Origin of the sequence: Pseudomonas sp. BF-R-26 (assembly GCF_019947395.1) — a bacterium.
Taxonomy (GTDB): domain Bacteria; phylum Pseudomonadota; class Gammaproteobacteria; order Pseudomonadales; family Pseudomonadaceae; genus Aquipseudomonas; species Aquipseudomonas farris.
The window spans coordinates 125094-145731 of record NZ_JAGYGK010000012.1 but is presented as its reverse complement, the minus strand read 5'-3'; the positions used below and the strand labels follow the sequence as shown (position 1 = coordinate 145731).

26 protein-coding genes are annotated in these 20638 nt (G+C 59.2%); 1 reads left to right on the top strand and 25 read right to left on the bottom strand.

Features of this window, described 5'->3' with window-relative positions; genetic code table 11:
* Positions 1-6 precede the first annotated feature (6 nt).
* The gene (locus tag KGB18_RS19360; RefSeq protein ID WP_123719818.1) at positions 7-1125 is read left to right on the top strand and encodes a TIGR00730 family Rossman fold protein; all 1119 of its coding nucleotides are present in this window, start codon (positions 7-9) and stop codon (positions 1123-1125) included.
* 42 nt (positions 1126-1167) lie between these two features.
* On the opposite strand, the gene recX is transcribed toward KGB18_RS19360, so the two are convergent.
* The 25 genes from recX to KGB18_RS19235 all read right to left on the bottom strand — a co-directional run bounded on the left by recX (position 1168) and on the right by KGB18_RS19235 (position 20578).
* Positions 1168-1635 (bottom strand): recombination regulator RecX, encoded by a 468-nt coding sequence (recX, locus tag KGB18_RS19355; RefSeq protein WP_048393833.1) that lies wholly within the window; start codon positions 1633-1635, stop codon positions 1168-1170.
* An 8-nt stretch (positions 1636-1643) separates the two neighbouring features.
* Positions 1644-2696 (bottom strand): recombinase RecA, encoded by a 1053-nt coding sequence (gene recA, locus KGB18_RS19350; RefSeq protein WP_007907270.1) that lies wholly within the window; start codon positions 2694-2696, stop codon positions 1644-1646.
* 83 nt (positions 2697-2779) lie between these two features.
* Positions 2780-3280, bottom strand: a complete 501-nt coding sequence (locus tag KGB18_RS19345) for a CinA family protein (protein WP_007907266.1) — start codon at positions 3278-3280, stop codon at positions 2780-2782.
* An 80-nt stretch (positions 3281-3360) separates the two neighbouring features.
* Positions 3361-3879: a lysis system i-spanin subunit Rz gene (locus KGB18_RS19340; protein WP_123719819.1), complete on the bottom strand. Its 519-nt coding sequence runs from the start codon at positions 3877-3879 to the stop codon at positions 3361-3363.
* Positions 3861-4424 (bottom strand): glycoside hydrolase family 19 protein, encoded by a 564-nt coding sequence (locus KGB18_RS19335; protein ID WP_123719820.1) that lies wholly within the window; start codon positions 4422-4424, stop codon positions 3861-3863. The genes KGB18_RS19340 and KGB18_RS19335 overlap by 19 nt, the downstream gene beginning before the upstream one ends.
* 41 nt (positions 4425-4465) lie before the next feature.
* Positions 4466-4912 (bottom strand): phage tail assembly chaperone, encoded by a 447-nt coding sequence (locus tag KGB18_RS19330; RefSeq protein ID WP_123719821.1) that lies wholly within the window; start codon positions 4910-4912, stop codon positions 4466-4468.
* Positions 4913-5812, bottom strand: a complete 900-nt coding sequence (locus KGB18_RS19325) for a gp53-like domain-containing protein (RefSeq protein WP_123719822.1) — start codon at positions 5810-5812, stop codon at positions 4913-4915.
* Positions 5813-5834: 22 nt separating this feature from the next.
* Positions 5835-6401, bottom strand: coding sequence for a tail fiber assembly protein (locus KGB18_RS19320; protein WP_123719823.1), 567 nt, complete (start codon positions 6399-6401; stop codon positions 5835-5837).
* Between the two features lie 7 nt (positions 6402-6408).
* On the bottom strand, positions 6409-7488 hold the full coding sequence (locus tag KGB18_RS19315) for a phage tail protein (RefSeq protein WP_123719824.1): 1080 nt from the start codon (positions 7486-7488) through the stop codon (positions 6409-6411).
* A 134-nt stretch (positions 7489-7622) separates the two neighbouring features.
* Complete coding sequence (locus KGB18_RS19310) at positions 7623-8138, bottom strand: phage tail protein (protein WP_123719825.1); 516 nt, start codon at positions 8136-8138, stop codon at positions 7623-7625.
* Complete coding sequence (locus KGB18_RS19305; protein WP_123719826.1) at positions 8135-9283, bottom strand: phage tail protein; 1149 nt, start codon at positions 9281-9283, stop codon at positions 8135-8137. Before KGB18_RS19305 ends, KGB18_RS19310 begins: the two co-directional genes overlap by 4 nt.
* An 11-nt stretch (positions 9284-9294) precedes the next feature.
* Positions 9295-9894 (bottom strand): YmfQ family protein, encoded by a 600-nt coding sequence (locus tag KGB18_RS19300; RefSeq protein ID WP_123719827.1) that lies wholly within the window; start codon positions 9892-9894, stop codon positions 9295-9297.
* Positions 9882-10925, bottom strand: coding sequence for a baseplate J/gp47 family protein (locus KGB18_RS19295; protein WP_123719828.1), 1044 nt, complete (start codon positions 10923-10925; stop codon positions 9882-9884). The genes KGB18_RS19300 and KGB18_RS19295 overlap by 13 nt, the downstream gene beginning before the upstream one ends.
* On the bottom strand, positions 10915-11313 hold the full coding sequence (locus tag KGB18_RS19290; RefSeq protein WP_123719829.1) for a phage GP46 family protein: 399 nt from the start codon (positions 11311-11313) through the stop codon (positions 10915-10917). The genes KGB18_RS19295 and KGB18_RS19290 overlap by 11 nt, the downstream gene beginning before the upstream one ends.
* On the bottom strand, positions 11313-11822 hold the full coding sequence (locus KGB18_RS19285; protein WP_038979176.1) for a phage baseplate assembly protein V: 510 nt from the start codon (positions 11820-11822) through the stop codon (positions 11313-11315). Before KGB18_RS19285 ends, KGB18_RS19290 begins: the two co-directional genes overlap by 1 nt.
* Positions 11823-12007: 185 nt before the next feature.
* A complete protein-coding gene (locus tag KGB18_RS19280; protein ID WP_123719830.1) occupies positions 12008-13051 on the bottom strand; it encodes a phage baseplate assembly protein in 1044 nt (347 codons plus the stop codon).
* Positions 13052-13054: 3 nt separating this feature from the next.
* Positions 13055-14293, bottom strand: a complete 1239-nt coding sequence (locus KGB18_RS19275; RefSeq protein WP_123719831.1) for a DNA circularization protein — start codon at positions 14291-14293, stop codon at positions 13055-13057.
* Positions 14280-15779 (bottom strand): phage tail protein, encoded by a 1500-nt coding sequence (locus KGB18_RS19270; protein WP_223570350.1) that lies wholly within the window; start codon positions 15777-15779, stop codon positions 14280-14282. Before KGB18_RS19270 ends, KGB18_RS19275 begins: the two co-directional genes overlap by 14 nt.
* A 130-nt stretch (positions 15780-15909) precedes the next feature.
* Complete coding sequence (locus tag KGB18_RS19265) at positions 15910-16206, bottom strand: phage tail assembly protein (protein WP_123719832.1); 297 nt, start codon at positions 16204-16206, stop codon at positions 15910-15912.
* On the bottom strand, positions 16203-16550 hold the full coding sequence (locus KGB18_RS19260) for a phage tail tube protein (protein ID WP_007907215.1): 348 nt from the start codon (positions 16548-16550) through the stop codon (positions 16203-16205). Before KGB18_RS19260 ends, KGB18_RS19265 begins: the two co-directional genes overlap by 4 nt.
* Before the next feature lie 67 nt (positions 16551-16617).
* Entirely contained in the window at positions 16618-18114 is a 1497-nt protein-coding gene (locus KGB18_RS19255) for a phage tail sheath subtilisin-like domain-containing protein (protein WP_123719833.1), read from the bottom strand.
* Positions 18114-18296 carry a DUF2635 domain-containing protein gene (locus KGB18_RS19250; RefSeq protein WP_007907211.1) on the bottom strand — a complete coding sequence of 61 codons (183 nt, stop codon included), beginning with the start codon at positions 18294-18296 and terminating at the stop codon, positions 18114-18116. The genes KGB18_RS19255 and KGB18_RS19250 overlap by 1 nt, the downstream gene beginning before the upstream one ends.
* Entirely contained in the window at positions 18293-18877 is a 585-nt protein-coding gene (locus KGB18_RS19245) for a hypothetical protein (protein WP_123719834.1), read from the bottom strand. The genes KGB18_RS19250 and KGB18_RS19245 overlap by 4 nt, the downstream gene beginning before the upstream one ends.
* A 129-nt stretch (positions 18878-19006) precedes the next feature.
* A complete protein-coding gene (locus KGB18_RS19240; protein WP_123719835.1) occupies positions 19007-19354 on the bottom strand; it encodes a phage holin family protein in 348 nt (115 codons plus the stop codon).
* A gap of 489 nt (positions 19355-19843) precedes the next feature.
* Positions 19844-20578 carry an XRE family transcriptional regulator gene (locus tag KGB18_RS19235; protein WP_123719916.1) on the bottom strand — a complete coding sequence of 245 codons (735 nt, stop codon included), beginning with the start codon at positions 20576-20578 and terminating at the stop codon, positions 19844-19846.
* Positions 20579-20638: the final 60 nt, after the last annotated feature.

Sequence of the window (20638 nt, the reverse complement as noted above, 5' to 3'; positions counted from 1 at the left end):
AGTTGAATGCCTTACCAACCGAATGACCTCCTGAGCCGTCATTTTCAAGAAAGCGGCCACGACCTCACCAGCAAGGTCGAAGAACAACTCAACCTGGTTTCACCCAACAGCCCCAACATCCCGATTTACCGCGACATGATCCTGACTGTGCTGCGCATGGCCCAGGAAGATCACAACCGCTGGAATGCCAAGATCACCCTGCAAGCCTTGCGCGAACTCGAGCATGCCTTCCGTGTGATGGAGCAGTTCAAGGGACGACGCAAAGTCACTGTTTTCGGCTCGGCCCGCACGCCGATAGAACACCCACTGTATGGTTTGGCCCGAGAACTTGGCGCCGCTCTGGCGCGCTCGGACATGATGGTCATCACCGGTGCCGGTGGCGGCATCATGGCGGCGGCCCATGAAGGTGCCGGCCTGGAACACAGCTTGGGATTCAACATCACCCTGCCCTTCGAGCAGCATGCCAATCCCACGGTCAATGGCACCGGGAATCTACTGCCCTTCCACTTTTTCTTTACCCGCAAGCTGTTCTTCGTCAAGGAAGCCGATGCGCTGGTCCTGTGCCCAGGCGGTTTCGGTACGCTGGATGAAGCGCTGGAAGTGCTGACCCTGATCCAGACCGGCAAAAGCCCATTGGTGCCCGTGGTGCTACTGGATGCGCCGGGCGGCAAGTTCTGGCAAGGCGCGCTGGACTTCATTCACCATCAACTGGAGGAAAATCGTTACATCCTGCCAACCGACATGAAGCTGTTGAGTCTGGTCTACAGCGCCGAAGAGGCCGTGGAGCAGATCAATCAGTTCTACAGCAACTTCCACTCCAGCCGCTGGCTCAAGCATCAGTTCGTGATTCGCATGAACCACAAACTCAGCGATCGGGCACTCGAACACATGCAGGAGGCATTCGCCGACCTGTGCCTGAGCGACCATTTCCATCAGCACGCCTACAGCGGTGAGGAGCACGACGAAGCACAGTTCAGCCATCTGGCGCGACTGGCCTTCACCTTCAACGCCCGTGATCATGGCCGTCTGCGGGAGCTAGTGGATTACATCAACCTGCCGGAAAACTGGGCCCAGTCCAAACCCCAGGCGCAACAACGCACACGGGAACCGTCCAAGGTAACGTGAGGCAAAAAAAACGGCCCGCTATCGAAATAGCGAGCCGTTCATTCAATCGTCCATCCCTCGGCCGCTGAACAAGCGGCTGATCATTTCCATGGAATATCCCCGATAACTCAGGAACCTGCCCTGTTTGGCACGTTCCCGGGCGTCTATCGGTAAATGCCCAGCAAACTTGCGCCGCCAGGTGTCTTCCAGTTGTTCCTGCCAGTTGATACCGCTCTCGCGCAAGGCGAGTTCGATGTCAGTACGTTGCAGGCCGCGCTGGCTCAACTCTTCGCGAATTCGCAAAGGGCCATAACCGGAACGGGCACGGTAGGAAACAAAGCTCTCGAGGTAACGGGACTCGGACAACAGGCCCTCTTCCGTCAAGCGGTCGAGTGCTGTGTCGATCATTTCAGGGAGGGCGCCGCGCTGACGCAGTTTACGCGTCAGCTCGACTCGACCGTGCTCGCGTCGCGCGAGCAGGTCCATTGCGGTTCGCCGCACCGCGACGAGTGTATCGAGTACGGCGGTCATCGGATCAATCAGATATCAGCGTCAGCCAGGTCATCAGCCGTCTCTTTGACTGGCGATGCTTTGACGTCCGGCGCTGGAGTCAACAGCTTGTCGCGCAGTTGCTTCTCAAGTTTCGCGGCGATCTCCGGGTTGTCCGCCAGGAACTTGGCCGAGTTGGCCTTGCCCTGACCGATCTTGGTGCCTTCGTAGGCATACCATGCACCGGATTTCTCGACGAAACCGTGCAGAACACCCAGGTCGATCATCTCACCGTTGAGGTAGATGCCCTTGCCGTAAAGAATCTGGAACTCGGCCTGACGGAACGGCGAAGCCACCTTGTTCTTCACGACTTTGACGCGGGTTTCGCTACCGACGACTTCATCACCTTCTTTCACCGCGCCAGTACGACGGATGTCCAGACGAACCGATGCGTAGAACTTCAGCGCGTTACCACCAGTAGTGGTTTCCGGGCTGCCGAACATCACGCCGATTTTCATACGGATCTGGTTGATGAAGATCACCAGGCAGTTGGCGTTCTTGATGTTACCGGTGATTTTACGCAGCGCCTGGGACATCAGACGGGCTTGCAGGCCCACGTGCATGTCGCCCATTTCGCCTTCGATTTCAGCCTTTGGCACCAGAGCGGCCACGGAGTCGACGATGATCACGTCTACCGCGTTGGAACGCACCAGCATGTCGGTGATTTCCAAGGCCTGTTCACCGGTATCCGGCTGGGAAACCAGCAGGTCGTCGACGTTGACGCCCAGTTTGCCGGCGTACTCAGGGTCGAGGGCGTGTTCGGCATCGACGAATGCGCAGGTCGCGCCGGCTTTTTGAGCCTGGGCGATCACCGACAGTGTCAGGGTGGTTTTACCGGAGGATTCAGGACCGTAGATCTCAACGATACGGCCTTTTGGCAGACCGCCAATGCCGAGCGCGATGTCCAGACCCAGAGAGCCAGTGGAAATAGCCGGGATCGCCTGACGGTCCTGATCGCCCATACGCATTACGGCACCCTTGCCGAATTGACGTTCGATCTGACCCAGGGCCGCAGCCAAGGCTTTCTTCTTGTTGTCGTCCATTAAAGTCCTCACGTAATCAATAAGGCCTGACGGCCAACACCTGTATAAGTAGCCAGTATTATTCCACAGCGTTTCAGGATCGCCTACCCCTGATTTGAGATTTCTCCAGCGGCATGCCGCAGCAGCCCCTCTAGCGCGGCCTTCACCGTTTGTCGGCGGACCTCGTCACGGTTACCGGGAAAGTACTGCACCTCGCTGAACACCTGCTCACCGACGCCCCAGGCCAGCCACACCGTGCCCACAGGCTTGCTCGGCGAACCGCCATCCGGCCCTGCCACACCGCTGACCGCCACGGCAAAACGCGCCCGGCTTTTTTCCTGCGCGCCGCGGACCATGGCCTCGACCACCTCGCGACTGACCGCCCCGACGGTCGGAAACAACTCGGCCGGGACATCCAGTTGCTGGGTTTTCTGGCGGTTGGAGTACGTGACATAACCGGCCTCGAACCACGCCGAACTCCCCGGAATACGGGTGATCGCCTCGGCAATCCCGCCACCGGTACAGGATTCGGCGGTGGTGACGTGGGCATTGAGAACCTGCAAGCGTCTGCCAAGTTCAGCGGCCAGCTGGGTGATATCTTTCACGGCTCTCTCCTGATCGAGCGGAATGAGGCCTACCGTACACGAGCCGATCACGCTTGCAAGGTTCAGGATCGATCAAAATGTTAGCGAACGAGGGCTCTGACATAGGCCTGACACGCCTGCAGGGCAATCAGTCCGCTATCGCCTGCGTTGGTGATGGCGATAATTCGTTGAGCATGCGCCGGGTCAAGTCGGGCTCGCGGGGCGCCATGATCCACCCCGCCGGTGCCGGAGGCGGCTGGCACTGCACCGGTTGAGGCAGCGTCATTGGTATCGAGGAGGACTGACAAGCGCACATCAGCAGTGGCAAGACGATCGCGCAGGCGACCTTGATCACGTTCGGCATCGCTAAGCGCTCGATAATGGGTTTGTTCACTGGCCGACAGCCGTTGCCCCAGGGCCTGGCGTTTGTCCTGCTCGGCCTGCTGCTGGGTGGCGGCGGCCAGAGTCAGTTGATTAAGGATCTCGGCGTGCAGCCTGGCCTGCTCCGCCAGTTGCCGGCCGTAGCGCCAATCCTGAAACTGCCAGGCCAATGCCGCCGAACAACCGGCCAGCACCAGCAGACCGATCAGTCGCCAGCCGATCAGACCGAAGGCTGGCATAGCACCGCCCTCGCCCGCGCCCAGAGTTCCAGACGATCCTGCAAGCCGTTCAACCCACCGTTGATACGGCGGGTGATGCTGTTGAACTGGTCGCGGTCGGCCAATTCATTCAAGCCGTTCTGTTCCCAGAACCATGCCGCTGATTCGGCCGCCCATTGGGGCTGCTCCAACAGTTCAGGCAGAGACAGCAGACGTTCATCGCCGAACAGGCCGAGACTGCATTGACAGTAGTTGTTGCGGCCGGTGATCTGGATCAGGCCACGGCCACGGTATTTTTGACCGTCACCGTCGGGTTCTGGAGTGTTGCCCAAACGGGTGGCCAGGATGCCGGTGTCGTATTTACTCAGGTATTGAGTGCCGCCCAGTTCACGTACGTACTGCAACTGCCCCGATTCGTGACCGACTTGCGCGAGGAAGGCGGCAATGCGTTTGGGGGTGTTGATGTTGCGGTGTGACATGGCGGTGTTCAGGGCGCAAATGAAAACGCCCGCTTGGGTGCGGGCGTTGGGCATAACGATCTGTAGTTGTTGCTGCGTAACGGTCATATAGCTCCCAAAAAGGGTCGTCCCTGTACAGGTCCTGCGTGTCAAAGATATCCAGCCAGCCAAAGTGGCGCACTGGGTCGATGCTCGCTGAAAGGAAAGAATGACCCTTGCGGCCAATCCCGAAGTGCACGGCGATAAGCCTGCAATTCGGCGTATTGCTCGGTGGTCAATGTCGTACCGCCGCCGTCCTCCAGTTCGTCCCTGTCGCGGGCGACCATGCTGTCCGTCGCCAATAGCTGGCTATCACGCCAAAGACGCTCGGCCTTCGCGACTTCCTCCGGCGCAAGAGGTGGTGTATCCGTAAGAACGGGATAGCCGTTATCGGCTCGCACCGAAATCATTTTCGGGGTTACAGCCAACTGTTGGAGTAACGAAATCCAATAAGCCTGGGGGATTTCTATGACATCGGAAGGGATATCCGACGCATTGATTCCTGGTACATAAACACCACAGGTACTTGCGCTAAACAAAACATTGAAGGCGTTCATTCAATACCCCTTGGCAAAATAGGTGACACCCCATCCGGCCCTGACAGAACCGCCCATGTCCCGAACCTTCAATCGGCAACTCTGTTTCGTGGCAGTACCGGCCAGCATGATGACCATCGCCCCGTCACCGCCAACATGAGTGGCAACGACAGAAACAAAGGCGGTTGGAAACGAAATCGGAAAGGTGACAAAAACCTCTCCGTTAGCATCCGTCGTACCGTAACCCCATTGATCAATATTGCCGCTGGAGTACTTCTGGTAACCGGGGTTGCCGTTCATGCCGGAGAACAACGAGGCATATTTCAAACTGACGGTGCCGCCCACCAACCGCCATTGATTCTCCAGTTTGAGAAACTCAGCGGTTTCCCCCACCCCGAGAACAATGGAACCGACCACACCGTTTGAAGCTTTGACGGTGTCCGGGCCCGGCGCTGCCGAGACCGTCAGGGCACCTGCCCCGGCATTGACGATGTTCATTGTGGACGCATGGGCAATACCAGCGGTGGCAGGCAGTGTCGCGGTAATCGGTGTATTGCTGGAGAAACTGCTGACACCGCCAATGTTGGACACTGTCAGTACCGCACTGTCGGCATAGGATGCGAAGCCAGAGAACTGCAGACCGCTACGGTTTACAAATGCAGTCGTTGCGACGCTATTGTCATTGTCGAATTGTGGGGCTGTGACAAACAGACCACTGCCCCGCAATGCTGCGAGAAGCTGGTTATGGAGCCCTTCCGCAGGGGTTATCCCAGCGGCCTGGATAACACTTAATAATTCTTGGGTAATTCCATTACCCCAACTTGCCGGAATCAAAGATCCAGGCGTACCCATTACAGGGTCTTCATCAACAAACTTCCCATCAACCAATCCGGTGCTGGGTACACTTTTTGGATAGTCCATTGTACTTTTCCTTGTGTAGAACTCAGGCCTTTTCCACCGAGTCAGGCACAACAGGCCAGGTGATTTCACTAGGGAAACCGGCCTGTTGTTCGATGCGATTCAACTCCACGCTGTAGAGTTTCCACTCCAGCAATTGCAGTTGCTCTTCATGGCTGGCATCGCCGATGTCTTCGGCGTATTGGAGGGGCGCAATGCGCAGTACGGCGTCACGAAGCAAGGAGTCGCGTTTTTTCAGGACTTCGGACTTGATAGCGGATAGGCGAGCCACCTCGTCAAATTTCCAAGTGTTATCGATCCAAGCGTAGCCCTCTCCGGGCCATGGTTCGGTGGTCAGGGTGTCCGTTAACTCTCCCAGTTCACTCCAGACCTGTTGCGCACCACTTTCCTTTCGGTAAACCACACCGCGACGGTCAACAACCTCACGCGGAACATTGTTCAGTACCGCCCATACACGACCATTTTCCGGCGGTGGCAATTCGAATGAAAGTTCAACAGCATTACTGGGCACTTGAACGCCAAGCCCCGGCGTTACTTGAAACTTAACGGGCCCCGACAACACACCCGAGCTATCAATCAGGTAATTAAACATGGACACCTCAGATAAATTTAATACGACCGGGATAGGCAATATTTCGAGGGCGCGTGACACCGCCGTGATTAATCAAGTCACCGTCGGAAATTTGCAAAATGGGCGGGGGAGATGTGATGTATTTGACGGTTGCACCGGCGTAATCGGTGTAATTCCCCGTATCAAGACCCAGTTGAGCCTTTTGACTATTGATATGTGACGCAAACAGAATATTGTCCGCGACACCGTTGTCCCCCTGCACTAACGAGCCTTTTTGCCACGACCCCGGTGCGCGTCCGGTATCGACCAATCCACCCTCAGCTAGTACACGAAGGAATTCACCACGCGCCTCTGGCGTTCGAAAGGTCTTTGAACCGTCTCCTGGTGTCCACGCTCCACCGCGATCAGCTTCAGTGCGCAACATGCCTGATTGCTGTGCGTGATCCCAAAGCCATGGCCATTCGGCCCGATTGAGCAGAGATCCGTTGAGCGCACCATAGCCACCCGGCAACACCGTCAAGGTGGTCTCAAAAACAGCCCGGCCTAGCGTTGTGCCGTCCAGGCGCCCTATAGGCCACCAATTACCCACTGCATCGCTGCGCAGGTGCCACCAATCGCCCGCCCCCATCAACACCAGAAACGGATAGCCGCTTGCGTTCAGATGAGTGTGGAACTTGATAAGGTCAGCACCCGAACATTGAACAACCAAACGATTGCCGCTGTTATCCACACGTCGAACGATAACGTCACGAATACCCAATCCGGCGTTTGCTGGCGGCAGGCTGATGGTGACTGCAGCGGTACTGGCATCAATCTGAACCATGCCCAGCTCCTCGGCAACCAGCGCTTTCGATGCGCTTATCGGAGTGATGATCGAACGCATTGGACTGGTCTTGCTGATAATTGCCTGGATAGCCTTTAACAGTTGGCTGTCATCCAGCTCGGATGGCGTCATTCCGCTCCCGGCAATAACACTCAAAATTTCCTGGGTGACGCTGTTGCCCCAGACAGCCGGAATCAACGATCCCGGCGTCCCGGCCACCGGGTTTTCATCGACAAACCGGCCATTGACCAGCCCGATGCTGGGGACGCTTATTGGATAATCCATACGTCTATCGTTCCTCTGAAATAACAAATGGTCCGTGTTTACGCGGTTAGCGGTGCAATCGCGCCCACGGTTCTTTTCAAGAAAAAAAGCCCACGGGTACGTGGGCCTGCACAGGGGAATTGAATGGCTTTCGCCTAGTCAGCCAGGTCGCTGGCGAGTTCTCGAATGGCCATCAAGGCCTCATCGCCGACGCTACGGGCCAGATTGATATTGCCCTTGGCGGCGTGCACGCGGATTTGCGTTTTGGCCTTGAGGCGCAATGTGCGCAGGGTCAGTAAGTTGTCGCTCAGCTGCGCGGCTTTGTTCAGGATCTGTTCGGCCGCTTGTTTGGCCGTTCGGCCTTTGACGACCCATGCGGAGACGGCCAGCGGTACGTCTTTTTTCGGGTAGCCCGCGTCCTTATAGGCTTGGGCGTCGACGGCGGCCTGGGCGTACTCCATGGCTTTGAGTGGATCACCGGCCAGAGCAGTGCGTGCTTTGTCTGCCGCGGCATCGACTTTGGCGCACAGGCGTTCGGTTTCCTGTTGTTCCAGCTGGGCGACTTTCACGGCGTCCAGCACCCATTTTTCACTGTCCCAATCATGGGCGGCAGAAGGCTGTGCGGGACGTAGTCCGTCCTCGAACTGATGCAGCTCTTGAATAACGTTCATCGAATCAACTCCCAAGAAAGACTGACATTGACTGCCGCCGAGAAGTTGACTGCGATTCCAGTGGCGTAATCAGACACGGGGTGGTTTTTGATCCCCATACTGAACAGCAATTCATCGCTGACGGCGCTGGTCGAACCGAGCATGTGTTCGGCCTGGTAGGACTGCCACAACGAGCGCAATTGCGAATGGTCGAAACTGGCGGTCAGAGTCGTGACCGTGGCGTCGTTGACAAAGTTATTGGTAAAGATCACGCACGGCATCGGGTTCGTCCAACCACCATCGTGATTGGAGCTTGTGGTCAGCGCCGGAGAGAGAAAGCAATAGTTACCGCCAACCCAACCTGTTGGCGCAAACGACACGCCGGAGATCTCAGTCGCCGAAGGCGTCGGGTTCCCCACCACCAGACGTGCCGCCCGGGCATGAGGATCCAGAGGCAGGTAAACCACACCGTTGCCGTTGACGGTTTGCGTCCACGCCAACCGGTTACGGTTGTAGATCGGCCTGATGACCGGCACGGAACCCGGCGCAGCCGTCATCACCCAGGCAATGCAGATGTCCAGCGGCGTGGACTGAAAACCGCCTCCCGCCCCGCCATTGACAGTGCCCTTCAAACCTTCGGGCGCGACGTCATAGATTGTTCCTCGTTGCATGTAGAACGTCAGCGCACCACCAATCACCTGCGCCCGCAGAAAGTAACTGGAGGTCGACAACAAATCACTGCTCCACGCTTGGGTGGTAAACGTCCGCGCCCTGCCCAACTGCCCCGCGACGACTTCCTGGCCAATGCTGACCAATACCCCAGCCGGAATCGACACCCGGCCGCCGCTGGTCGAAACTGCCGCCGGGGTCACCGACAAACGCCCGTCCGCCGTTGCCACCGTAGCCGTCGGCAGCGAGCCGATTGGCAATGCCGAATCCAGATTCCAGCCCTTGGCGGACACGCTCTGAATTGCTTGCAGCAACTGATCGTACTTCGTCTCATCCGGGGTCAGATCCCCGGCCTTGATGACGTTCACAATTTCCTGCGTCACCCCATTCCCCCAGTCCGCCGGAATCAACGATCCCGGCGTCCCGGTCAACGGGTTCTCATCCACAAACTTCCCATTCACCAACCCGGCGCTGGGCACACTTTTCGGATAATCCATCCCTCTACTCCCTAGTCATAATTGATGTGCACCTTGGTATGCGCCGGTGCGCTGCGGTGGATCAGGCATTCCAGTGCCGAGCCCGGGTTCACGCCAAACCGCTCGCCCCAGTAACTGGCGCCAAAACGTCGTCCCAGCAATAATCGCCCGCCTGTATTGAGCGTCCACATGAACTGCGCTTCCCACGTGCCCCAGTGCGCAGCACCGAAACGCGAGCGCCCCATGCGCGGGGCTTCCAGTTCGGTGATGGTGGCGTTCGGGTAGCCCTGGCTTTTGGCGATTTCGAGGTAGTAGCCGACGGCCTGGCTGCCGACCGCGAGCAAGCGACGACGTACCGCGAGGCGGCGGTCATCGAACAGTGGCGTAGCGCCGAGGCACGGGTCGGGCAGGTTCATCACCCGCTCCCAGTCCGGCACCAGTTCACTGACGCCGGCAGGGTCCATTTCGTTGAGCAGGTCGGCGGCGCGGGCGTCGAGGCGGGCCAGTTCCTGGGCGACGCCTTCGAGGACTTCTTCGAGTTCCGGCACCCGTTCAGGGTCCCAGGCCGGGCCGGTGGGCAGCAGGCTGCGCAGTTGGGCATGGTATTGCGCGGCGGTTCTTATGCCCCCCATACGCAACCTCCGAAGGTCAGCAGCTCATTGCGCTCGGTTTCGACATCAGCGACAGGCGAGGTAAGTACATGGTCGTTTTCGCCGCTGGTGCTGCTGATCGCTTCACGGATGTGACTGATCAACAACTTCTGGCCGAGGTCGGCTTCACGGTTATGCAGGTCTCGCAGCTGCGCTTCAACGGCGGCGCGTATGGCGGTGGTGTCGGGGGTCAGCGTCAGGTGATAGACCACCGGCACCTGAACCGGCCGCTGCACATGCACCTCGGCGGTGACTGGGCGCAGGGGCTCGATGTAGGCCTGGACTTCGGCCAGTTGTTCGTCGTTCGGCACCGGTTGCGGGTCGTCGTCACGCATGATGAACAGGCTGACCGTTCCCGGCCCCAACAAACCGCCACGACACCAGGCGCGGGTCACGCCGGGGCACTCCAGGGCCCAGGTTTCATAGTCTTGCGCCGAACCGCCGTGGGGGATGATGCGGTAGGAGCGGATCACCCGCGCACGCAGCGACTCCAGGCTTTCCCGCGCTACACCGCCGCTGAGCCCTGGCGTCAACACGGTAAAGCTATTGCCGACGATACCCGCAATCGGTTGCACTGGAATCAACGCCAGACCGGCCTCGGCATTACCCAGGCTGCCGGCCTCGAGCGCGGCGATGGTGGTGGTGTTGAGGCCATTGCTGGTGGTGCGTGCGGCGGTCACTTTGTAGGCGCGACCGTCGCTCGATTGCAGCAAAGTGTCGAGGTCCAGCACGGCACCGGCGCTGGCGGTAAAGCTGACGCTGCCGCTGGCCGCCTGTGCGGGTTTGCGCGGCTGGTTCAGACGCAGTGCGGCGATCCGTTCCAGGGTCGACTCATCGGCCTTGTCCGGGAGGATCTGCTCGGCGATCCAGTCCAGGTAGCCATACAAGCCATAGGCGGCGCCACCGAGGGTGCGGGCGAGCACTTGCGCATCGGACTGGCGCAGCGAATCGCTGGCCAGGTCGCTTTGGGTGCGCTTGATCAGCACCGGCAGCGAAGGGGTTTCAAACGGCATAGATCACCTGCCAACTGTTATCAGGGTTGATGTCCAGGCGCTCGCCATCGGCCAGGGTCAGGACCGTGCGCAGGTTCAGGCGCTGGGCGTCGAGGCGTTCGCTGATGATGTCGATGGCGCTGCAATGGCCGTCGTCGATCAGCCATTGCAGGGCTTCGCGGGCATAGAATTCGGCGTCCATCTGGGTTTGTCGGGTCAACTTGACCCGACGCAGCAGCCACAGTCGCGAACCGATGCGGTCGTCGGCCACCGTAGGAAAGGTGTCGCCCCACCAGCCGAAACGTTCTTCGTCATCGAGGGCATCGTCATCGGCGGCGCGGCGCCAGGTGAACAGGCTGATCAGCACTGAGCGGGTCAGTGCGGCATGCAGGTTTTGGCTGATCAACATCATTGCCCTCCTGCCGGTACGCCGGTCTGGCCATTGCCTGCTTGAACGCCGACATGCACGTGTTTGATCTGGCTGATGCCGCCGGCAATCTGATCGCCTTGGGAGACGATCTTGCCGGTCTGGGTCAGGGTCGGTGTGTCGATGTTCACGGCGCTGCTGGCGCGGATGTTCAGGGTGGCGGTTTCGATGTCGATGATCCGCCCGCGCTTGAAGTGAATTTTGTCGCCTTCGTCGGTGTAGATCGCCACTTCGCCAGCGGCCAGGGACTGGAGGCGATAGCGACGGTCGGCGACCACCAGCACGATGGCGTGGGAGCGATCACCGCCCAGAAAGGTGGCGATACCTTCGGCGCCGGCCAGCGGATTGCTGGTGAAACCGTAGGGTTCGAAGTGCTCCATGTCGTCGTTCACTTCGCCAGCGGTGAGGCGCATTTGCAGCGATTGAAGCTTGGTGGCCGAGTTGGCGAGCACGACAGTGCCGCGCGCCAGGAGGCGTGTCAGTAGGCTCATGGGTTGTTCTCAAGAGTCGGCGAAACACAGACAAACCTGTGGGAGCGGGCTTGCCCGCGATGGCGGTATGTCAGGCAAAGGAGCGTTGCAGCGAACACCGCTTTCGCGGGCAAGCCCGCTCCCACAGGGTTCGGCGTTGTTCACAGCATTGGCATTCCAGATGCCATTTAGGGTAAGTGTCGAGCTCAGGTTTTCTTCGGGGGCTCGGGATTGGCGTCAAAGGTATGCGGCGGTGCAACTTGCAGGGTGGTGACCGAACCTTGCGCCGACAGCGAGTAGGTCACCTTCGAGATCAGCATGTCGTCATCAAACCCCAGCACCGGATCCTTGACCCGCACCAGCGTGTTATGACGCCACAGATCGCCGTTGGATTGTCGCCAGCCCTGCACCTGATAGGTGGTGGCTTTGGCCTTGCCCACGCGGGTGGCGCTTTCCCAGTTGGCCCGTTGCAAGGCGAGATCGGGATTGATCTGCATGCCTTCGTTGATCACCGTGACCCGTCGACGTTTGTAGCTCAGGTCGGCGGACACCGATTCAACCTCGCTGACCGCTGCCCCGCTCTTCTTGTCCGTGCCCTTGTGCTGACCGATTACCCGGTATTCGGAGAACACCTGGCTGTAATCCATTGGCGCGTTGGCCGACAGAATGTTCTTGCCCAACTCCAGCGCATCGCTGGCCCGACCACCACTTCCGGGCCGGGCCAACACCAGCCGACCCTGGGCATCATCGGTAGAAAACACCCGGAACAAGGTCAGCAAGCGGTCGATGGATTGAAACACCGTTTCCCCCGGCACGATGGTGTGACTGCTGAGCCGGGCGGTCTCGGGAATCTCGCTGACCACAAAGACTTTGTAGGTGATCGCCAGCGCTTCGACGATGCTCAACAGCGATTGCTCATGCCATTGGTTCGGGCGGTTGGTCGCGGCGCAATCCACCAGATCCTGGGTGCAGGAACTGCCTTCGATGTTCAGGCTGATCTGCCGCCCGTCATAACTGATCGGGGCCTTGAATACATACCCGGTCAGCACCAGATCCTGGCCGATGCGCACTTCACAGGCGTCACCGGGCTGGATCCGTTTGTCCACGGTCTGCCCCGGCCATTGCCAGGTGATGTTGAGTTTAAAGGTGCGGAACTGGCGCTCCAGATCCGCAGTGATTTCCACGCTTTTCCAGCCACCGTATTCCAGGCCGCCGACCGTCAGGGTGACCCGGTTATCCATGTCGTTCATGGTTCACTCCCCGGAGACTTTTACATCGTTCGGCGGCAGGAACCCCGGATGGGCAACACCGTTGCGCTGAGTCACTTCCGTGACCCGCGTGGCATCGGCAAATTGCCGATAGGCCACGACGACGGCAGGCAGGCTCTCCTGAAAGGATTTACTGACCAGCCGCACGCCGGACGACGCCACCGCTTTGAGGTGCGCATTCAAGTTCTGCTTCAGATCGTTGATGGCTTGATAGTGCGCGGGGCTGGCCTTGTTCAGTGCCAGTTGGATCGCTTCGTTCAACTCCTTTTGCAACAACTGCAAATCGTCAGTGACCGGCACTTCCTGACGGGTGACCGGCTGCAGGGTCTGATGATCCAGCGACGGCTGCGAGGTCAGTTTCACCGGCGTCGACGCCACTGGCATTGAGGCGACCCATTGCGCCACCTTCACCAGCAGCGTGTCCTGCACCAGATCGGCCATGGCTTGCGCCGCCGCCGTGGTGTCCTTGCCGGTGGTGAGCTTCGGTGCGTCGGCTTTGCGGATGGCTTCGATCTGCTGGGAAACGTTGGCAATCACGCCACGATAGCCCTCCTTCGCGAAGTCCTTGAGCGATTTGATATCGCCAAGCAATCCCTTGAATTCCGCCGCCACTTCCTTGGGCAACTCCTTGACCGCTTTGACCAGCTCGCTGATCTGCCGGTACTCCTCGATCAACGGTTTGAGCTGTTCCTGGATCACTTCATAGACCCCGGTCAGGCTGTTGCGCAGATTGGCGATGCCGATCCGCGCCGCCTTGATCAGGGTCATGGCCTGTTCGAAACGCGCCACCGCCGAGCCCAGTAGCGTGTCCGCCGATGACAGCAGCAGCTTTTGCGTGCTGACCGTGGCCGTCGGAAATTGCAGCGGCTGATCGGGGTAGAACTTCAGGGCAAAGGTCACCAACCCGCCGTCCTGGCGGGTCTGGGTCATGTCGCATTCACCGACCTTGACTTGCATCCGCCCCAACCACGGGTGGACCAGTTCACCACTGCCCTGCTCCAACGCCTTGAGCAATTTGTCGCGCTGCTCCAGGCAATCGGCGCCGACAATGAATGCCGTCAGATCATGGATCTTCGCCTGCTGGCCAAGGCCCTCGAAAAACGGCTGGTCGCGTTGTGGATACTCGTGCAACTGGCCCTTATGGCCGACCGGGGTTTTCGCCTGATCGACCCAGAAACCGACACCGCGAAAGGATGCCGGCAACAAACGGTCACGCCAGTTCATTGGAACCTCCCAGAGACAGCGAGCGATAGCCGATGCGCGAATTGAGCGACAGCCCCGGTTGATTGGTTTGCGGTTGATCGGTGCGCAGCCCGGCCGGCGCGTTTTCGAAGCGCACGGTCAGGCCGCCTTCGAGTTGCGTGCGGTTATTGGCGGCGGTTTGCTGGATCAAGGTGCTGGAGTTTTGTGTCAGAGAACCGGGCTGCATCGGCGACTTGATCGGCAAACTGCCGGGAGCCGTCAGCGCGCTCGAGGCTGGCTCGGAAGCATCACCAAAGAACGCCGCTGCTGGCGCAAATTCACCCTTGCCTTCGGCATTGGTTTTCTTTTGCACCTCGGTGAAGCCTTCGACCTTGCCAGTAATTTTGGCGATAAAGCCACCAACGCTACCGCCCAGCATCTCCTGGATCGGCGCCAGAATGGCCCGGAGCTTTTCCGCTTTTTCACTGAAAAACTGAACCACAGATGCCCATGTTTCGCTCAGTGCGTCCAAGGGCGACCAAGTGAACAGGTCGCTGAGGTAGGAAAAGAACGCCTGCGCCCCAAGCTTGATTGACTCCCAGTAGCCCGAGAATATGGCAGGCACCTGATCCCAAGCCGCGGTAATGGCGTCCAGTGGAACCCAGTCGAACATGCTGCGCAGTTTCTCCGTCACCGGCACGGTCAGTGCCATGAGCAGATTCCAGATGGCCGAAAACAAACCGACAACGGCCCCCCAGTTGTTCAGGATCATTCCGTAGGGCGTCCAGGCAAACCACGCCTTGAGGAAATCGAATCCTGCGCTCACGACTGCTTTCACTCGATCAAAAATATCCGAGAAAACTCCGCTGATCGGCGCCCAGTAACTGACAATCTTTTGCCAAAGACCGGCGAAAAACGTCGAAATCGGCTCCCAGTTGGCAATGATCAAACCGGCCGCCAGGGCGATACCCATGGCAATCAGCATGATCGGATTGGTCTTGAGCACCATGCTCATCAGCTCGAACACTTGAGTCGCGCCGGTCACGGCGGTTTGCATCGCCGAGAACGCGATGGCACCTGCCGCCAGCCCTTCGACCAGCTTCGGGTTGTCATCGAGCAGACTGCCAAAACCAACCAGCAAAGGTTGAAGACCTGCCGTTACCGTAGCGACGGCAGGCTGCAAGGCCGTGTTGGCCGCGACCGACACCTGCTCCATCGATCGACTGAACACATTCATGTTTTGTGTAGCGCTTGCCGGCGCCTTCGGCAAATCAACGCCTTCGGCCGATTCGCTGACCTCAGTCAATTTGCCTTTGAACGCGTCGGACGCCTTGATCGCATCCATGAACGGCGTGATCACGCTACCGCCCTTGAACAAACCGCTGATATCCAGTTTGCCGAGGCCGGCCTGCTCCAGGTTTTTCTTGAAGCTCTCGACTTTTGCCCGCAGGGCGCCGAGTTTGGGTGACAGTTCGTCAATGCCCGTGAGCAGCACCGACGTCTTCTCTTTCGTTTCTGTGTCTGCCATCACTGCACCTGCTGCATCGCATTGATCCGTTGCGCGTGCTCCAGCGATTCGCGGAGCACATCCAGTGGCCTGGCCATCATCTGTTCGGGGTCAACCTTCCAGAACCAGGCCAGGTCATAGGCGACTGCGATCAGGTCGGTGATGGCTCCGACGCCGCACTCATGAAAAAACTCGCGACGGCCCAACTCAGCGCGTTGAGGTCAGCCAGATCCAGCTGGTTGACCGACGACGGCGGAATGCCGGCGCACACGGCGATGTATTTGGCCGCGACGTCCATGTCGAGGCTGACCTCTTCGCTCTTGTCGATCTTGTACGGCAGCGCCTTGATCGCCCGCACTTCCTGTACCGTCGGACGGCGCAGGTTGAGTTCGGTCAAGGGCTCGCCGTGGGCTTCGATCGCAACTTGAAGCTTCACGGCGTTGCTCATTGCCAGGTCCCCTTGATGCCTTCGAATTTCAGTTCGATGGTGGCGTCATCGCCTTTGGACACCGGTTCTTCCACCAGGTAGGCGCCGGCCAGGACGTAGACTTTGCCGTTGCTGAATTCGCAGGTGACGGTCATGTCAGTGCCTGCGATCAGTTGCTTGAGCGGGAAGTCCGCAGTGTGCAGCGCCGTCACTTTGAACGACGGCGCAATGTCGGTTTCCTTGTAGAAGCCCGGTACGACGGTTTCCCGTTTAACGGCCATCAATGGCGCTTCGCAGCCGCCGTTGATGGTCAATTGAGCGCCGTCCACTTTGACGTAGCAGGTGCCCGCAATCAGTTGACCCATGGTGTTTCTCCCTTCAAATAAAAAGCCCACGCGAGGTGGGCTGAAATCACACAGTCAAAGGCAGCGATCAGGCTGCGTCGTCGTACTGCAGACGGAATTGGTTGAGCAGCGCGAACACACGCAGACCGTTGATGTAATCCGGCGGGAACAGCACGTTGACCCGGCTCGGGTCCTGAACATCGCGCTCGACAATCAGGTGCTCGGCGAACAGCTCGGCGTTTTCCACGTGGCCTTCCAGTTCGAGCTTGGCGTACTGGGCGATCAGCTCACCGCGAATGGTGCTTGGGGTGACGATGGGCTGGCCGGCGCCGAAACGGGTGCCATCGGAGGCCAGTTTGTGGCGACCGTATTTGCTGGTAATCACATTTTGCAGACGACGCACGATGAACGCCGACTGGTGCATGGTTTCGCTGTCCAGGTAGGAGTTATCTGCCTGGCCGTAGGCGTTCTTCTGATAGGTGGTGATCGAACGCTGAATGCGCACGTAGCCGCCTTCGTAGTACGCGGTAGCGATGCCGTAGTTGAGCAACGACTGACGCTCGGTCAGAGTGAAACGCTCGCTTGCCGGTGCCGGGTCGAGACCTGGCAGGCTGCCGCTTTGGGTCGGACGACTGGCATCGGCAGAGATGAACACCGAGGTGCGTGCAGCCAGTGCAGCGGCCTGTACCCAGAACGGTTGCGGTACGCCCGGTTCCAGCGCCTGGATAGTCATATGCTGGTCGTTACGCGCCTGACCGGCCGCCACCAGAGTACCGATGGTGCCGCGCTTGGCGCTGTAGACGTGACCGAACAATTGCTTGGCCCAGGACCAACGACCGGTGCTGTCATCCATGACGGCTTGCCAGGTGTTGAGGGTCGACAGATCCGACCACGGCATGCAGATGAACTCGAACGGTTCATCGCCCAGCGCCGCCACGGCGGCCACTTGATCCGGCACACCGGCGCCGCCGGTCATGGCAGTGATTGCCAAGGTCAGGCCTGCCGGCGTTTCTTCGCCGTTGCTCTTGCCCAGGCGATTGAATTGCAGGCTGATGTCGTTGCCGCTGTCGCCAGTCCATTTGGCGCTCAGGGTGACCACTCCTTCGACCGCTGCAGCGCTGACCGGCAGATCGGCGGAGGCATTGATTTTCAGCGCCAGGGCCGTGGCCGCTTGCGCCGCAGTGGCACCGTTGACGATGGCCGCCTGAACACGAACGCCGCCGACGTACAGGTTGAGCACACCGCTCTGAGTCGCCGCACCGGTCAGGGTCAGCACACCTTTGGCAATGCTGCCTTCAGTGTTGTGCAGCGGCAGGCACCAGATCTCGCCGATCGGGTCGGTCTTGCGCCAGGTTTCGTACATCGAGGCGAGCATCGAGCCTTGGCCGCCAATGCTTTTGGCCAGCGCCACGCTGGACACCAGCACCAGTTTGCCGACGTCGGCCGGCGCGATGTTGTCGTTGACCTGAGCAACGATCAGGCGGCGCATGGCCGACGACGCGCTATTGGCGGCCGAGTTGTCCATTTCGGCATAGAACAGCGGAACACGAATGTCCGCGGGGATGTTGCTGAATCCGATCGCCATTATTTGGCTCCCTGTGGTTTCGCCGCTTTCACGGCTTTGGTAGTGATATCGCCATCGGCCAGACGTCGACGCCACCAGGCGTTGTCCGGCACTTCACGGCCCTCGAGGGGCAACAGATCGCCCGCTTCCGGGTCCGGCACGACACGGCCCGGGGCCGGCAGCACGGTGATGCGTTTGCTCATGGGGTTACGTCTCCAGAGAAAGTCAGTTCCAGGCGCCCGTCGGGGCCTGGGCGTTTCAGATTGGGGTCCGCCGGATCGATCGCATCGACCCGCACGGTGACCCCGGTAAAGGACGACAAGCCGTCCAGTTCACGCTCGTGCCAGCTCTCCGCCGGCTGACCCGGCAGATTGCGGCCGAGCTGGAATTCGGCAAAAAAGCGCAGGCGATACAGCACTCGGCTGCTGTTGATGGAAACCAGTTCGCCGCCGTCGTACTCGATGGCGTCGTAGTCGCTGCCGGGCTTGAAACCCACCAGTGCGCGCCAGAGTTCGGCGCGTAGGTCATGCAACAGATCCAGCGCTTTTGTAGCGTCCGTGGTGTCGAGTACCAGCGTCACTTCGAAGCGGTCGCGGATCGGTTGCAGCATCAGGTTTTGCGCGAGGCTCTTGCTTGCCAGATCGGCGATTGGCACCACATAGGCGCAGGGGGTCTGCAGCGGGGTGTTGGCTTGCAGCGTGGCGAGGTCGATGCCGGCGGCCACTCGATTGGCCAAGGTTGGGCATTGATCACGCAGCTGTGTGATCAGGGTTGTGATCTTCATAGTTCTTAACCGGGCAATAAAAAAACCCGCCGCGGCGGGTTTGAGTGAACGGTACTGGCCGTGGGAAACCCGCGTCCTTGCGGGTCAGTGCGCTATGCACTGTGGATGACGCTCCTTCAGGTTGGGGTCTCAATGATCCTGAGGCGAATCACGCGGCGGCACTTCGCAAACGCCAATCCGCTTGGCCGCCCAGCGTTCATAAAGCCCGATGGCCACGTCCGCACCGGCCATCGCCGTCAGGCAGCCAAACGCACCTGCGGCCCAGATCGACACGCCGGCGGCGTACAGCAGCATGATTGCCGAGACCCCGCAGATCATGCAGGCCCCGGACCGCAGCGCCAGACGCCGCAGCAGCGACCAGCCACGAGCGCCCTCCTTGTCGGCGCGCCACATTTCGCCAGACACCCCGCCCACCAGGGCGAGAACGATGACCAGCCAGATCGGCATGTCCAGCAACGCTTGTTGCTCGTTTGTCATGTCACGCCTCCTGGGGGTGATTGATGAGTGATGTGTGTTGAGTTCAAACGATGTCTCTTGAGGTAGGCATTCCAAAAAGCCCGGCATTGGCCGGGCTTTTCAGTAATGCGGTCCTGCTGACTTTTCGGCGCTACTGGCGCGGTACGAGTCCATTCAAATTGTTTTTCCGACCGCGGTCCCTACCCGTCGGATAACTGCTTCTGGTGCTTTACGCTGCACACCCGGGTCAGTTGCCAACCCTCTGAACCGTTGAGGCCGGTTCATCGCTGCCTTTGTGGTGGAACTAAAGAGCTTCGTTTCGAGCCGCTTTGTTGAGTGGCTTGAGACAAAGAATATGCATGGATGCATATACAGTCAATGCATAAATGCATTTATTTATGCATTGCAAATGCGCTGATGCATGAGAGCCCCGCAGACAAAGGCGTTGGCGGTTTTTGGCAGGCGAAAAAAAACCCGCCGGGCAGCGGGTTTTATCTGACAGCGGTGAGGTTAACGGGCGTACATGCCCCACCAGAAGACGTGACCGAGGATGACAATTTGCTCTTCCTGGATTTCCTGGAAGGTGTAGTCCTCGTCAGGATGCTCATCGCGATTGAAGCTGCGCAGGCGAATCCCTGTTGGCAGGCGATAAAGCTGTTTCACCCGTAACTGGCCGTTGTGGTTGATGGCGTAAAGGTCGCCATCGACGATGTCGCCAATCCCGCATTTGCCAGCATTCACGCCAACGGTGGCGCCATCGCGCAGCACCGGCAACATGCTATTGCCGCGCACAGTCACGCATTTGGCCTGGTCGAACTGCACGCCGTTGTGGCGCAGACTGCGCTTGCCGAAGCGCAGGCTAGAGCGCTCGCTTTCTTCGATGACGAATCTTCCTGATCCAGCAGCCAATTCAACCTCGCGAAGAAAGGGAACCGACACCTCGTCATCATCGACTGGCGTATCGTCGTCCCACAGGCTTATGTCCTTGAGTTCCGAATGCGACTCATCGCGCCCAGCGCTGGCGGCGTGCGCGACATCTGCGCGGCCACGCAACTGATCGGTGCTCACGGCGAAGTATTCGGCAATCTTCGAAATATGTTTATCCGAAGGATCGACGATCTTCCCGCTGAGGATCCGCGAGAGAGTGGATTGAGGCACGCCGGTGCGACGGTGAAGCTCCGTGGGGGAGATCCCGTTCTGATCGAGCAGCGCTCTTAAGACGGTAGAAACATTGCGTTTTTGCATAACGTGCATAGTGCTTGATCTTTTTTCGGAAGACAAATGCTGATTTGCATAGATCGTGCA

Excerpts from the sequence above, each read along its gene's own strand:
- KGB18_RS19360 (WP_123719818.1), top strand. The coding sequence starts at position 7 with ATGCCTTACCAACCGAATGACCTCCTGAGCCGTCATTTTCAAGAAAGC.
- recX (WP_048393833.1), bottom strand. The coding sequence starts at position 1,635 with ATGACCGCCGTACTCGATACACTCGTCGCGGTGCGGCGAACCGCAATG.
- recA (WP_007907270.1), bottom strand. The coding sequence starts at position 2,696 with ATGGACGACAACAAGAAGAAAGCCTTGGCTGCGGCCCTGGGTCAGATC.
- KGB18_RS19340 (WP_123719819.1), bottom strand. The coding sequence starts at position 3,879 with ATGCCAGCCTTCGGTCTGATCGGCTGGCGACTGATCGGTCTGCTGGTG.
- KGB18_RS19335 (WP_123719820.1), bottom strand. The coding sequence starts at position 4,424 with ATGACCGTTACGCAGCAACAACTACAGATCGTTATGCCCAACGCCCGC.
- KGB18_RS19330 (WP_123719821.1), bottom strand. The coding sequence starts at position 4,912 with ATGAACGCCTTCAATGTTTTGTTTAGCGCAAGTACCTGTGGTGTTTAT.
- KGB18_RS19325 (WP_123719822.1), bottom strand. The coding sequence starts at position 5,812 with ATGGACTATCCAAAAAGTGTACCCAGCACCGGATTGGTTGATGGGAAG.
- KGB18_RS19320 (WP_123719823.1), bottom strand. The coding sequence starts at position 6,401 with ATGTTTAATTACCTGATTGATAGCTCGGGTGTGTTGTCGGGGCCCGTT.
- KGB18_RS19315 (WP_123719824.1), bottom strand. The coding sequence starts at position 7,488 with ATGGATTATCCAATAAGCGTCCCCAGCATCGGGCTGGTCAATGGCCGG.
- KGB18_RS19310 (WP_123719825.1), bottom strand. The coding sequence starts at position 8,138 with ATGAACGTTATTCAAGAGCTGCATCAGTTCGAGGACGGACTACGTCCC.
- KGB18_RS19305 (WP_123719826.1), bottom strand. The coding sequence starts at position 9,283 with ATGGATTATCCGAAAAGTGTGCCCAGCGCCGGGTTGGTGAATGGGAAG.
- KGB18_RS19300 (WP_123719827.1), bottom strand. The coding sequence starts at position 9,894 with ATGGGGGGCATAAGAACCGCCGCGCAATACCATGCCCAACTGCGCAGC.
- KGB18_RS19295 (WP_123719828.1), bottom strand. The coding sequence starts at position 10,925 with ATGCCGTTTGAAACCCCTTCGCTGCCGGTGCTGATCAAGCGCACCCAA.
- KGB18_RS19290 (WP_123719829.1), bottom strand. The coding sequence starts at position 11,313 with ATGTTGATCAGCCAAAACCTGCATGCCGCACTGACCCGCTCAGTGCTG.
- KGB18_RS19285 (WP_038979176.1), bottom strand. The coding sequence starts at position 11,822 with ATGAGCCTACTGACACGCCTCCTGGCGCGCGGCACTGTCGTGCTCGCC.
- KGB18_RS19280 (WP_123719830.1), bottom strand. The coding sequence starts at position 13,051 with ATGAACGACATGGATAACCGGGTCACCCTGACGGTCGGCGGCCTGGAA.
- KGB18_RS19275 (WP_123719831.1), bottom strand. The coding sequence starts at position 14,293 with ATGAACTGGCGTGACCGTTTGTTGCCGGCATCCTTTCGCGGTGTCGGT.
- KGB18_RS19270 (WP_223570350.1), bottom strand. The coding sequence starts at position 15,779 with ATGGCAGACACAGAAACGAAAGAGAAGACGTCGGTGCTGCTCACGGGC.
- KGB18_RS19265 (WP_123719832.1), bottom strand. The coding sequence starts at position 16,206 with ATGAGCAACGCCGTGAAGCTTCAAGTTGCGATCGAAGCCCACGGCGAG.
- KGB18_RS19260 (WP_007907215.1), bottom strand. The coding sequence starts at position 16,550 with ATGGGTCAACTGATTGCGGGCACCTGCTACGTCAAAGTGGACGGCGCT.
- KGB18_RS19255 (WP_123719833.1), bottom strand. The coding sequence starts at position 18,114 with ATGGCGATCGGATTCAGCAACATCCCCGCGGACATTCGTGTTCCGCTG.
- KGB18_RS19250 (WP_007907211.1), bottom strand. The coding sequence starts at position 18,296 with ATGAGCAAACGCATCACCGTGCTGCCGGCCCCGGGCCGTGTCGTGCCG.
- KGB18_RS19245 (WP_123719834.1), bottom strand. The coding sequence starts at position 18,877 with ATGAAGATCACAACCCTGATCACACAGCTGCGTGATCAATGCCCAACC.
- KGB18_RS19240 (WP_123719835.1), bottom strand. The coding sequence starts at position 19,354 with ATGACAAACGAGCAACAAGCGTTGCTGGACATGCCGATCTGGCTGGTC.
- KGB18_RS19235 (WP_123719916.1), bottom strand. The coding sequence starts at position 20,578 with ATGCAAAAACGCAATGTTTCTACCGTCTTAAGAGCGCTGCTCGATCAG.